This window comes from Cobetia sp. 2AS (assembly GCF_029846355.1).
Taxonomy (GTDB): Bacteria; Pseudomonadota; Gammaproteobacteria; order Pseudomonadales; family Halomonadaceae; genus Cobetia; species Cobetia amphilecti.
In genome coordinates this window covers 217,829-230,421 of record NZ_JARWKQ010000006.1, presented here as the reverse complement: position 1 = coordinate 230,421, position 12,593 = coordinate 217,829, and the positions used below count along the sequence as shown (strand labels likewise).

8 protein-coding genes are annotated in these 12,593 nt (G+C 63.6%); 1 reads left to right on the top strand and 7 read right to left on the bottom strand.

The window, feature by feature from the left end; translation table 11 throughout:
- Nucleotides 1–679 precede the first annotated feature (679 nt).
- Complete coding sequence (locus tag QD356_RS15790; protein ID WP_318833296.1) at nt 680–3,490, bottom strand: heavy metal translocating P-type ATPase; 2,811 nt, start codon at nt 3,488–3,490, stop codon at nt 680–682.
- Nucleotides 3,487–3,942, bottom strand: a complete 456-nt coding sequence (locus QD356_RS15785) for a MerR family DNA-binding protein (RefSeq protein WP_192839191.1) — start codon at nt 3,940–3,942, stop codon at nt 3,487–3,489. The genes QD356_RS15790 and QD356_RS15785 overlap by 4 nt, the downstream gene beginning before the upstream one ends.
- Nucleotides 3,943–4,385: 443 nt before the next feature.
- Between QD356_RS15785 and QD356_RS15780 the strand changes: the two genes are divergently transcribed.
- Nucleotides 4,386–5,654, top strand: coding sequence for an outer membrane protein transport protein (locus QD356_RS15780; RefSeq protein WP_225996631.1), 1,269 nt, complete (start codon nt 4,386–4,388; stop codon nt 5,652–5,654).
- Between the two features lie 188 nt (nt 5,655–5,842).
- Here the strand turns inward: QD356_RS15780 and QD356_RS15775 are convergent, their stop codons facing one another.
- The 5 genes from QD356_RS15775 to QD356_RS15755 all read right to left on the bottom strand — a co-directional run bounded on the left by QD356_RS15775 (nt 5,843) and on the right by QD356_RS15755 (nt 12,583).
- Nucleotides 5,843–6,925, bottom strand: a complete 1,083-nt coding sequence (locus tag QD356_RS15775) for a porin (RefSeq protein ID WP_192839189.1) — start codon at nt 6,923–6,925, stop codon at nt 5,843–5,845.
- 353 nt (nt 6,926–7,278) lie between these two features.
- Entirely contained in the window at nt 7,279–8,874 is a 1,596-nt protein-coding gene (locus QD356_RS15770) for an ABC transporter ATP-binding protein (protein WP_107336731.1), read from the bottom strand.
- A 147-nt stretch (nt 8,875–9,021) separates the two neighbouring features.
- Nucleotides 9,022–9,945 carry an ABC transporter permease subunit gene (locus tag QD356_RS15765; RefSeq protein WP_107335886.1) on the bottom strand — a complete coding sequence of 308 codons (924 nt, stop codon included), beginning with the start codon at nt 9,943–9,945 and terminating at the stop codon, nt 9,022–9,024.
- A 14-nt stretch (nt 9,946–9,959) separates the two neighbouring features.
- Nucleotides 9,960–10,886 (bottom strand): oligopeptide ABC transporter permease OppB, encoded by a 927-nt coding sequence (gene oppB / locus QD356_RS15760; RefSeq protein WP_043337152.1) that lies wholly within the window; start codon nt 10,884–10,886, stop codon nt 9,960–9,962.
- Nucleotides 10,887–10,945: 59 nt separating this feature from the next.
- Nucleotides 10,946–12,583: a peptide ABC transporter substrate-binding protein gene (locus tag QD356_RS15755; RefSeq protein WP_192839188.1), complete on the bottom strand. Its 1,638-nt coding sequence runs from the start codon at nt 12,581–12,583 to the stop codon at nt 10,946–10,948.
- Nucleotides 12,584–12,593 lie beyond the last annotated feature (10 nt).

The window sequence follows — 12,593 nt, the reverse complement described above, 5'->3', positions numbered from 1 at the left end:
ATGTGAGAGTAGGTCATCGTCAGGCACTTATCCCGAACCGCCCCTGCAGCCTTGCTGCAGGGGCGGTTCTCTTTGTGCGCAGGAAAAATCATAGGCGCGAAGGTCATGCGTGGGATAAGCCATGTGTGACATGTGTGAGTTGTGTGGAAAGGCACGCATAGAGACGTCAGCAGATCCGCTGTGCAGAAAGAAGCTCAAAGGAAGCGCCCCTGTCACTGATGTGGCAGGGGCGTTTTTGCATTCTCGGCGCCTTGGTCGAGCGGGGTAAAGAAGTGATGCGCGGGGTAAAGAAGAGCAAAGCGGTTGTGGAAAACTCAAGATTCGTCAGTGCAGGAGCTATCCATACGAACTCGCGGCAGCTGCTTTCTCTCCAGTGTGCTGTTGGGTGACATGGGTCTCGGAGCCACTGGGCGGCATGCCATGAGCGCTATCGTTGCGAGTCTTGCGAGAGCCGTCTGGTGCGCTTTTGATCAGAAAACAGTCACGAAAAAGCCCTGCCACACAGCGTGTGACAGGGCTTTGAAATGATGAACTTGCGCGATTGTCTTGTGCAATCATCTTGCTCGATTTCAGCGACTACAGAGCAAGGCCTGGAGTGTGTTTCATGACTTGGCGAGCCAGAACCACCAGACAATGGCGGCGATCAGGCCGAACCCTAGCAGATTGATGGCCATGCAGATCATGCTGACGCTCCTTGTGAGGTGGTGGCGGCATTCTCGGGGTTACTCGTTGCGGATCCAGCTGCACTCGGGGGCGTATATCGACGCAGACGATTGGCATTGGTCACGACGGTGACCGAGGACAGGGACATGGCCAGCCCCGCGATGACCGGTGACAGCAACATGCCCGTGAAGGGATAGAGGATGCCTGCGGCAATCGGGATGCCGATCAGGTTGTAGCCGAAGGCCCCCACCAGGTTCTGCTTGATGTTGCGCAGGGTGGCCTGGCTGATCGCGATCGCATCCGCGACCCCGCCCAGCGACGGCTGCATCAACGTGATACCGGCGGTCTCGATGGCGACGTCGGTACCTTCGCCCATCGCGAAGCCGACATCGGCCAGCGCCAGCGCCGGCGCATCATTGATGCCATCGCCGACCATTCCCACCACATGACCTTCCTGCTGCAGCCGCGCGATCTCGTCGTGCTTGTCATCCGGTGAGACGCCGGCACGGTAATCATCGATACCGGTCTCGCGCGCCACGGCCGCTGCCGTGTGAGGGTTGTCACCGGTCAGCATGATCACCTTGAGGCCGATGGCATGCAGGCGAGCGATGGCATCGCGGCTATCGTCACGTAGCGGGTCGGCCAGCCCGAAGACGGCGAGCAATTCATCGTCGCGAGCCATCAGGATCAGGGTGCGCGCATTGTCTTCCAGCGCTGTGATCTGCTCGCTGAGAGGGGCTAGGCTGATACCTGCCTCTTCCAGCATGGCAGCGTTGCCCATGCGCCAGGTGCGCCCTGCATCGTCCTGGGCCTGAATGCCGCGTCCGCTGATGGTCTGGTAGTCATGGAAGGCCTTGCTGCGCGAGGCTTCGGGACGTCTGGCTTCGATATGTGCCAGCAGTGCCGCGGCCAGCGGGTGCTCGGAGCCCCTCTCCAGTGCATGTGCTGCATCCAGTACGGCTTCCTCGTCTTCCCCTTCGAGGAGCGAGACCTCGGTGACCTCCGGCTTGCCGCGTGTCAGGGTGCCGGTCTTGTCGACCACCAGCGCGGTCAAGCGACTGGCGGTCTGCAGTGCCTCACCGCTGCGTACCAGCACGCCATGTTCCGCCGCCTTGCCGACCCCGATCATGGTCGAGATCGGCGTCGCCAGGCCCAGCGCACACGGGCAGGCGATGACGAGTACCGCCGTCGCGACCACCAGCATATGCACGCCGGTCGGCGCAGGTCCGAAGTTGAACCATACCAGCGCCGCGACGATGGCGATGATCATCACGCTGGGCACGAATACGCCGGAAATGGTGTCAGCCAGCCGGCCGATCGGCGGGCGCGAATTCTGCGCCTGACGCACTTGGCTGATGATGCGGCCCAGGCGCGTCTCGCTACCGACGCGCTCGACCTCGAAGACCAGACTGCCACGTGTATTGAGCGTACCGGCGGCTACCTCGTCGCCGATACCGCGTGACACGGGCAGTGGCTCACCGCTGAGCATCGATTCATCGATGTGGCTCTGGCCCTCGATGACCCGGCCATCCACCGGGATGCGCTCACCGGGGCGAATGCGCACCTGGTCCCCGCTGCGGACCTCGTTGATATCGATCTCGCGCTCTTCCCCGTCGCGGATCACGCGGGCCGTGCGGGTCTGCAGATCCAGCAGCGCGCGCAGCGCCTGCTGAGTGCGGCCCCGGGCGCGGACTTCCAGCGCCTGCCCCAGACTGATCAAGCCGATGATCATGGTCGAGGCTTCAAAGTAGAGCCCGCGCGCCGCCGGGGGCACGCTGTCGGGAAACAGCAGCACGCCCATGGAGTAAAGCCATGCCGCCCCGGTACCGAGCGCCACCAACGTATCCATGTTGGCCTGATGGTGCGTGAAGGCCTTCCAGGCGCTGGTGAAGAAGCTGCGTCCTGCCGTGGCGAGCACGCCCAGCACGGCGACGCCGATCGCCAGCCACACCCCGCGCTCGAGCCCCTCGAAGCCGGGATGATGGAAGAACATGCTGATCATCAGAGGGATGCCGATGCCCAGTGACAGCACGCTGTCACGGACACGAGAGTGATATTCCTGCTCGGCGTCCTCTTGCTGTTGCTGCTCACCGGCCTGGGCGTCTTCCACCAGGCTCGCCCCGTAGCCGACACCTTCGATGGCCGAGACGATCTCGTCAGGAGTGAGGCGGCTCGTGACCTGGGCGGTGCGCGAGGCGAAGTTGACCTGCGCCTGCTCAACTCCGTCCAGGCCATCCAGTGCCTTCTGGATCGTCGCCACGCAGCTGGCGCAGGTGACGCCGGACAGTGAGAACTCGGTGCTTGCGCTATCGGTTGGCTGGCTCTCAGTCGCTGTCTTGTTTGCAACGGCCGGCGTATCAGCAGCCGGCGCGACTTGAGCTTCATCCTCTTCGGCGGGGGCCTCAAGCGAATAGTCTGTCTCGAGAATGATTCTCTCGAGCAGCCCGCGCGGCAGACAGGTGTCCACGTCGAGAGTGTCTTCTTTCGGCGTGCCAGTGACTTGCGCGGTGTCATCCCAGTGCTGGATGGCCTCGCGCAATCTGGCGACGCACTTCTGGCAGTGCATGCCGTACACCGACAGATTGTGATGGGCGCGTACCGGCAGGGCTTCCTCCTTGAGGGGGTAGCCGCAGTCGTCCGCGACTTCCTGCAGTGCCGTGGATGACAGCTGGCTGTGCATCAGCAACAGCTCTGCGTCAGGCGCGCCGAGCAACTCGGCCTGCAGGTCCTGCGCCTGCAGGGCACGACGAATCCTGCCGACACAGCCCTGACAATGGATGCCTGGCGCCTGCAGAAGGCGTGTCTCGGGAAGTGATGTGGTCATCATGATTGCCCCCCGTCGCGGCGTTTGGAAGTGGAAGCGGTGTCGGGCACGTCCTGCGGAAAGCCTTCGATCAGGCAGCACACGCTGTTGCCGTCCGGCACGCCATCCGGCAGGTCCTGCCAGCAATCCAGCGCATGCTCCATGCGCTCTGCGAGGGATTCCAGCTCACGAATGCGCTCGCGCACTCTCGGCAGGTGCTGTCGCAGCAGGTCACGCACCAGCGGGCACGGCGAGTCGTGCTGGTCCGCCTGCTCGAGAATCTGTTTGATGTCGGCAAGGCTGAAGCCCAGCTGGCGTGCCTGACTGATGAATTTGAGGCGTACCAGCGCCTGCTCATCGAAGCGCTGGTAGTTGTTGACGGGATCACGTCGGGCCGTGATCAGCCCCTGGCGCGTGTAATGGCGAACGGTTTCGGCGGTGACGCCCCCCGCGCGGGCCAGTTCAGCGACTTTCATTGCATCATCTCCTGGTGATCAAGAGTGGCGGAGAGAGCATTCGGCTGCCCTGAAGGTCTGTCGGCAGCCAATGTTCCGTGACTGGTCATCAGTGTAAGACTTATGTGTTGCACATAGGTCAAGCGAGCCGATACATACGAAAAAGCTGATGTTCGACCAATAGGCTAGAGAGGGGAGCAGAGGAGGTTGTCGTGTTTTAAACGCTGGCGACAAGGCACTAAATCGTCGTCAGGTCATGGGCTTAGCAGCACGCGACAGTGCAGACATGAATGAAAGTTCCCTGAATACTAGAAATCTCCCTATTCAAACAAACGTTCGCCCTTGACTTGAACGCACGACTCGCCCAAAACGTAGGTGACAGAGCTATGCATCAACGAATGATAACAACAACATGCGGCTCTCCAGCCACCTGCAATGGGACGCCATCCATAATGAAAAACAAGATGAACAAACTCACCCTCGGGGTCGCTCTGGCAGCGGCTGCCACGGCTTATGCCGGTGGCGTTCACGCGGGGGCCTTCCAGCTGAACGAGCAGAGTGTCAGTACCCAGGGCACCTCCTTCGCCGGGCGCGCCTCGAATGCCAATGATGCCTCCACCGTGTTCGGCAATCCGGCCGGCATGTCCTTCCTGGATCGTGCCCAGATCACCGGCGGTGTGACCTATCTGGACGTCAATACCGATATTGATGTCGCCAGCGCGAACGATGCACTCGGTCGGCCAGTCTCTGGCGGAGATGACGGTGACATGGTGCCGGGGGCAGCAGTGCCTTCCTTCTATTACGTGCAGCCGATGAATGATCGGGTAGCACTGGGCTTCGGGGTCTACGCGCCCTTTGGCGTGATCACCGATTATGGTTCTGATTTCCGCGGCCGTTATTTCGCCAATTACAGTGAAGTCGAGGTGGTCACCGCCCAGCCGACCATCTCCTACCGCATCAATGACAAGTGGGCCATCGGCGCCGGTGTGACCTACAACAGCGTCAAGGGAGAGCTGACTTCCAACACTGCCGATGTCCTTGGCGCAGGCGATGGCAAGGTCAAGATCAAGGGTGACGATGCCGCCTGGGGCTACAACGTCGGGGTCATCTTCCAGCCGGTGGAAAGTACCCGTCTCGGTCTGTCCTATCGCTCCAAGGTGGATTACAGCTTGGAAGGTGAGGCCAAGTACAACAATGTCTTCAATGGCAGCATGACAGCGCCGGGCCTCGTGAATACCGAGCAGGATGCGTCGCTGGACGTGACCTTGCCGGAAAGCATCGACTTCTCCGTGACGCACAAGCTGGATGATCGCTGGACGCTGATGGCGGGCGTGACCTGGGTGCACTGGAGCCGCTTCGATGAGATCGCGGTGGAAGTCGACAACATGAACGACATCGTCGAGGAGCAGGGCTACGAGGACAGCTGGCAGTACGCGGTGGGCCTGAGCTATCAGCTCAATCCGCAGTGGGTGCTGCGCACCGGCATGGCCTTCGATGACAGCCCGACCGTGGACGAGCATCGCAGCGCGCGTATCCCGTCCGGGGATCGCACCATCTTCTCGCTGGGGGCCGGCTGGACGCCGATGCCGGAGCTGACCATCGACATGGCCTACACCTACCTGTGGGAAGAGACGGCCACCGTCAGCCTGAGCGAGCCCAACCGTGGCACCTATGAAGCCGATTACGAGAATGAAGCGCATGGCTTCGGTCTCGGCGCGACCTATCGCTTCTGAGTACGTCAGCGGCTGAAACCCTGAGCTGATCTCGGGACAACCGATACAACCGATACAGCCGATACAAAAAACGCCCGGTCATATGACCGGGCGTTTTCTTGTCGTCCTTGCCGGGTTCATCAGGCAAGGGCGGAACTATCGCCTAAGCGCGAGCATTGGCGAACCGTCACCAGCGTCTGACATGTCGATCAGAAGTCGTAACGCGCCAGGAACATCAGCTGGTCGCGGTCGGCGCTGTACTCGCTGCCGTCTGACTGGCGGCTGTTGTCGAAGCGATACTCGGTGGCCAGCGTCAGGTCCTTGACCCGCCAGGCCGCGCCCAGAATCTGATAGGCGTAGCGTGCTTCGCTGTCGGCGTCCTCCAGGTGATTCAAGCCACCGTAGAGCTCGACACTGTCATCGCCCCAGATGACCTCCTTGAACTTGTAGTTGACCACGAATTCCGCGCCGCGCGCCTTGTCGACGAAATCTTCTGAGGAGTCCAGAGTGCTGCCGGCGATGTGGTTGCGATATTCCCCGCCGACGAGGGCGATGTACCAGTTGCCCGGTGACCAGTGACCGCCGAGCAGCCAGGCATCGATATCGCCGTTCTCGCTGTTGCCGCTCTCGTAGTCGCTCAGCTCCGTATGGTGGAAGACCCCGCCCACCGTGAAGTCCTCGTTCGGGTGCCAGTTGAGCGCGGCCTCATAGCTGTAGTCACGCTCATACCCCGAATACTCGGTCTCGGTGGTGAAGACGCCATCCTCGAAGAGTGAGGTCTCGTTGCTGTGCTGGCCATCATGGCCGAGCTGGTAGAGCAGGCCGACAGTGACATCGTCGAAGCCCTTCTTCCAGTAGAGCGAGTTGTCCGGCCGCCCCGTGCCATGCAGGCCGCCGTCACCGCTGCGGCCTTCGAAGGTGCCGGACGCCTCGCCACCATTGATCCAGAACCAGTCGGTGTTGACGGCCACCATGTCGTACCAGGGGCCATACTGCTTGCCGACCGTGAAGCTGCCCCATTTCTCGTGGGCCGCTCCGGCATAGAGCATGCGCTTGTAGTGAGCATCGGTGCCGTCCTTGAACCAGGGATCGAAGCCCCACTCGGCACGAATGATGGAGCTCCAGCCCTGCTCGAACTGATGCTCGTGGATCAGGCGCACCCGCGAGCCGCCGTTGTAGATATCATCGTGTGCGCCATCCTGGATCACCGCAAACGCCGCCAGGCGGCCACTGAACTCGACGCGGTCGGTATCCGTCTTGTAGACCTCGATGGCCTGGGCCATGGGGCTCATGCTCAGCAGTCCCGTGCCGAGCAGGGCTGCGCCAATCGCGTGACGCAGTCGTGAGTGAGTGTGAAGGGGGATGCTGGCTGTTGTTGTAGGTTGCATCGTCATCCTGTGCATGTCTTTCCATCGGTGTGGGTAATGCCGGAGCATCCTGCTCCGGCCTCGGTCGGGTGCAAGCACCCGGTTGGCAGCCAATGTCGATTCGTGTGAGCGACTCGGCTGCCCTTGCCCGGGGCGAGGCCGGGCGCTCATCGCCACCCTTCAGACAGGCAGTGATGAGGCCCTGCGCCTTTTCTCAGGCAAAGCGGGGTCTTGATGGGCGCTGCAGCGCCCATCAGGCATGTCGTCTTTTCAGGGTGTCAGTGGTGCGTCTGGCCCAGGTCCGGGGCGAAGGCGGCCTGCATCAATTCACGCGTATAACGCTCACGGGGTGCCTCGAAGATGGCGTGGGTACTGCCGCTTTCCACCACCTCGCCTTCCTTCATCACGATGAGATGGTCTGACAGCGCACGCACGACCGCCAGGTCATGGCTGATGAACAGATAGGTCAGGCCATGGCGCGCCTGCAGGTCGCGCAGCAGGTCGATCACCGTGACCTGTACCGAGCGGTCCAGCGCCGAGGTCGGCTCGTCCAGCAGCAGGAATTCCGGTTTGAGCACCAGGGCGCGGGCGATGGCGATGCGCTGGCGCTGACCGCCGGAGAACTCATGCGGATAGCGATTGCGCATGCCGGGGTCGAGGCTGACCTCGCTCAGGGCGTCGCAGACCCGCGCATCGCGCTGGGCGCGATTGAGCTCGGGGTGGTGCACGCGCAGGCCTTCGCTGATGATCTCGCCCACGGTCAGGCGCGGTGACAGGGAGCCGAAGGGGTCTTGGAAGACGACCTGCATGCGCGAGCGCAAGGGGCGCATGCCTGACTTGTCCAGCGGCATGATATCGACGCCATCGAAGCTGATCTGGCCCTGGCTCTTGAGCAGGCGCAGCAGGGCGCGCCCCAGCGTCGACTTGCCGGAGCCGGACTCGCCGACGATGCCGATGGTCTGGCCGCGTCGCACCTCGAGATCGATGCCGCGCACCGCCTCGAAGGCGACCTTGGGGCCGAACAGCGGACGCTTGATGGTGAAGCTGACACGCACATCGCGCGCCGACAGCAGCACCGGCGCATCTGCGGCCACCGGGGCCTTCTCGCCGGCCGGTTCGGCATCGATCAGCATGCGGGTGTAGGCGTGCTGCGGGCTCTCGAAGACGTCGTGGGTGGCGCCGGTTTCCAGCAGCTCGCCGTGACGCATCACGCAGACGCGGTCCGCGAAGTGGCGCACGATGCTCAGGTCGTGGGTGATGAACAGGATTGCCATGCCGTAGCGCTGCTGCAGCGACTTGAGCAGCCGCAGGATCTGCGCCTGCACCGTGACATCCAGCGCGGTGGTCGGCTCATCGGCGATCAGCAGGTCCGGCTCGCAGGCCAGCGCGATGGCGATCATCACGCGCTGACGCTGGCCACCGGACAGCTCGTGGGGATAGCTGTCGATACGTCGCGCCGGCTCCGGAATGCCGACCTGCTCGAGCAGTTCCAGCGCCTTGTGGCGAGCCGCGCGGCCCTTGAGGTCACGATGCAGTGCCAGTACCTCGATGATCTGGCGCCCGATGCGGTGCAGCGGATTGAGCGAGGTCATCGGCTCCTGGAAGACGGTAGCGATGCGATTGCCGCGCAGCTCGCGCATGCGCCGCGTCGAGGCACTCAGCAGGTCTTCGCCGCGCAGGCGGATGGCGCCCTTGATCTCGGCGAGTTCCGGCAGCAGGCGCAGGATGGCGGTGGACGTGACCGACTTGCCGGAGCCGGACTCGCCGACCAGCGCCAGCGTCTCGCCCTTGTTGAGAGTGAAGCTGACGCCCTTGACGGCGGGTACCGCGCCGTCCGGCAGCTGGAAGTCGACCTTGAGGTCATCGATCTCCATCAGCGGTGGCGTGCCCGGCGCCTCGGCTGCCAGCCCCAGGCGGGTCAGGGTGTCGGCGCGGGCCTGGTCGGCGGCGTTGCGTGCTGGCGGCAGGCTGGAGGAGGTGCCGGAGGTAGAGGGTGAAGAAGTCATGATCAGCGCTCCGGTTCAGCGAGTCTTGGGGTCGAGGGCATCACGCAGCCCATCGCCGAGGAAGTTTAGGCAGAACAGGGTCGCGGCGAGGAAGGCCGAGGGCACCAGCAGCATCCAGGGGGCGGTCTCCATCATGTCCTTGCCTTCGGAAATCAACACGCCCCATGAGGTCAGCGGTTCCTGCACGCCGAGGCCGAGGAACGACAGGAAGCTTTCCAGCAGGATGACCTTGGGCACCGTCAGCGTGACGTAGACGATCACTGGGCCCAGCGCGTTCGGAATCAGGTGACGAGTCACGACCTGCAGGTCACGCACGCCGAGTGCATGCGCCGCCTCGACGAATTCGCGCTTCTTGAGCGCCAAGACCTGGCCGCGCACGATGCGCGACATGTCCAGCCACTCCACCGCGCCGATGGCGGCGTAGATCAGGAAGATGTTGCGACCGAACACCACCATCAGCAGGATCACCAGGAACATGAACGGCAGCGAATACATGATGTCGACGAAGCGCATCATCAGGTTGTCGGTGCGTCCGCCGAAGTAGCCGGAGACGGCGCCGTAGAGCACGCCGATCACCAGGCTGACGAAGGTGGCGACCAGCGCCACCGACAGCGAGATCTGGCCGCCATGCAGGGTGCGGGTCAGCAGGTCGCGGCCGTTGACGTCGGTGCCAAAGACGTGGCCGGAGGCCAGGTCCGGGCCGGTGCCGATGGCGTTCCAGTCGACCTCGTCGAGTTCGAAGGGCGTCAGCCACGGGCCGATCAGGCAGGCCAGCACGATGACGGCCATCACCACCAGGCTGCACATGGCAGCGCGGTTCTGCTTGAGACGACGCCAGGCGTCGCGGGTCAGGCTGTCGCCTGCCGGCGCGGCAGGAGGCTGGCCGTCGAAGGCACTGGCACCGCCGGTGCCGTGGGGAGCGGGAGTTGTCTGTGACATGTCAGGGCCTCGGGTCAGTCGTCGTAGCGGATCTGCGGGTCGAGCATGCTGTAGAGCAGGTCGACGATCAGGTTGAGCAGCAGGATCAAGGCGCCATAGAAGACCACCGTGCCCATCACCAGGGTGTAGTCACGATTGAGCGCACCCTGCACGAAATAGCGCCCGATGCCGGGAATGCCGAAGATCTGCTCGATCACCACCGAGCCGGTGATGATGCCGGCGATGGCCGGGCCGAGGTAGGAGACCACCGGCAGCATCGCCGGTCGCAATGCATGGCGCAGAATCACCTTCCACTCGCTCAGCCCCTTGGCGCGGGCGGTGCGGATGTAGTGGCTGCCGAGCACCTCGATCATGCTGGCGCGCATCATGCGGGCGATGTAGGCGATCTGCTGGATGGAGAGCGCCACCACCGGCAGCAGCAGGTTCTGCCAGGCGCCGCCGTTCCAGCCGCCGGCCGGCAGCCAGCCGAGCAGCACGCCGAACACCAGCGCCAGCAGCGGGGCGATCACGAAATTGGGCACCGCGATCCCCGCCAGCGCAGTACTCATCACCACGTAATCCGCCGTCGAGTTGCGCCGGATGGCCGCGATCACCCCCAGCGGCACCCCGATCAGCAGCGCGGCCAGAATCGCCCACATGCCCAGCTCCAGACTGGCCGGGAAGCCCTGGCTGATCAGCTCGCTGACATCGAAGTCCTTGTACTTGAAGGACGGGCCGAGATCGCCCTGCACCAGATCACCCAGATAGCGCAGATACTGCATCGGCAATGGCTCATCCAGGTGATAGGCCGCGCGCAGGTTCTGCTCGATTTCCGGGGGCAGACGGCGCTCGCCATCGAAGGGGCCGCCCGGGGCGACTCGCATCAGGAAGAACGACAGGGTGATCACGATCAGCAGGGTGGGAATCGCCTGCAGCAACCGTTTGAGGGTGTAGCTCAGCATCCAGTGCTCCGTCCGGGCCGCTGCCCGGGTATGTCGTTGTTATTGGTGACTGTCGTCTGTCAGTGCGAGGTATCGAGCTGCAGATAGCGACTCGGGTGCACGTCCAGCGCATTGGGCGCCCAGCCGCTGATGGCGGGGTCGACAAGACTGGAGGTGACATAGTCGTAGAGCGGCAGCACCACATCGTTGTCGAGCAGATACTGCTCGGCGTCGTGGAGCTGGCGCTGGCGGGTGCCGACGTCTCCTTCACGTGCCGCCGCCTCGATCAGCGCATCGTAGGTCGGCGAGCTGAGCCCGGGCGCGTTGGAGGTGTTGTCGCTGCTGAAGGCGTTCAGGAAGTCGTAGGCATCGGCGATGGTGGCGATCATGCCGTAACGGCCGACCTCGAAATCGCCCAGCGCCAGATCGCGGTAATGCACCGCGGCCTCGGTATTGGTCAGCGTCACCTTCACGCCCAGCGGTTTCCACATCGCCCCCAGGGCCACGGCGATCTTCTTGTGGTCTTCCAGGGTGTTGTAGCGCAGCGTCAGCTCAAGCGGGGTATCCGGGCCGTAGCCCGCGTCTGCCATCAGCTCACGCGCCTTCGCCATGCGTCGGTCCATCGACCAGTCAGCGAAGTCGAAGCGCGCGCCCTGATGCTCACCCAATGCCTTCGGCACGAAGTGCCAGGAGGGAATCTGGCCCATGCCGAGAATGCGCTCGGTGATCACCTCACGGCGCGTGGCCAGATTCAGCGCGCGACGAATGCGCTGGTCGGCCACCGGCGAGCCCTCGCGCAGATTGAAGACATAGAAGTACTCGCCGAGGATCGGGTAGGTCTGCAGGGCAGCGGCCAGATTGTCCTGGATCCAGGTGTAATGGCTGGCGGGTACGCCGTAGGCGATCTCGACCTCGCCGGCGCGGAAGCGATTGAGCGCGGCATGACTCTCCTCGATGGGCAGGTAGACCACCTCATCGAGCGCGACCGTGTCCGCCGCGTGATAGCGCGGATTGGGCGTCAGGCGAATCTCGGCCTGGGGCGACCAGGTCTTGAGCACGAAGGCGCCCGAGGTGGCCATGTTGGCCGGCCGCGTCCAGTCAGCGCTCTTGGCCGCGATCACATGGCGTGGCAGCGGGGCGGCTTCGCTCATCGCCAGCGTCTGCTCCAGCGTCGCCGAGGGGTGACTGAGGGTGATGGTGAGCGTCTGCGCGTCGGGCGCGGTCACGCCAAGCTTCTCCGGCTCCAGCGCACCGGTATTCACCGCGCGGGCATTGACGATCGGGTAGTAGAGCGTGGCGTTGTGGGCCGCGGTGGCGGGAGTCAGCAGGCGGCGCAGCGCGAAGACCGCATCCTGGGCGGTCAGCGGCGTGCCGTCTGACCATTCGAGCCCTTCGCGCAGATGGAAGGTCCAGCTCAGCCCATCGGCGGACGACTCCCAGCGCTCTGCCAGCCCGGGAATCAGCTTGCCGTCGGCGGAGTAGGCGATCAGCGGCTCGAACAGATCACGCGTGATGCGTGTCTCCCAGGTGCCGTTGGTCTGTTGCGGGTCCAGCGAGCCGGGTTCGGCGCCATTGGCGATACGCAGGATCTGCTCGCTCTGGCTTGAAGATTCTGCTGCCATGGCGCTGCCGGAAGCGCCGAGGGAGAGGGGAAGAACGGACAGCAGCAGGCCTGCGCTGAGGCTTGCCGCGCATTGCATCGGTGAGGTGGGGGACATGCATGAACTC

What these genes read in the sequence shown, in the direction of transcription:
- QD356_RS15790 (WP_318833296.1), bottom strand. Translation starts at nt 3,490, where the DNA reads ATGATGACCACATCACTTCCCGAGACACGCCTTCTGCAGGCGCCAGGC.
- QD356_RS15785 (WP_192839191.1), bottom strand. Translation starts at nt 3,942, where the DNA reads ATGAAAGTCGCTGAACTGGCCCGCGCGGGGGGCGTCACCGCCGAAACC.
- QD356_RS15780 (WP_225996631.1), top strand. Translation starts at nt 4,386, where the DNA reads ATGAACAAACTCACCCTCGGGGTCGCTCTGGCAGCGGCTGCCACGGCT.
- QD356_RS15775 (WP_192839189.1), bottom strand. Translation starts at nt 6,925, where the DNA reads ATGAGCCCCATGGCCCAGGCCATCGAGGTCTACAAGACGGATACCGAC.
- QD356_RS15770 (WP_107336731.1), bottom strand. Translation starts at nt 8,874, where the DNA reads ATGGAGATCGATGACCTCAAGGTCGACTTCCAGCTGCCGGACGGCGCG.
- QD356_RS15765 (WP_107335886.1), bottom strand. Translation starts at nt 9,945, where the DNA reads ATGTCACAGACAACTCCCGCTCCCCACGGCACCGGCGGTGCCAGTGCC.
- oppB (WP_043337152.1), bottom strand. Translation starts at nt 10,886, where the DNA reads ATGCTGAGCTACACCCTCAAACGGTTGCTGCAGGCGATTCCCACCCTG.
- QD356_RS15755 (WP_192839188.1), bottom strand. Translation starts at nt 12,583, where the DNA reads ATGTCCCCCACCTCACCGATGCAATGCGCGGCAAGCCTCAGCGCAGGC.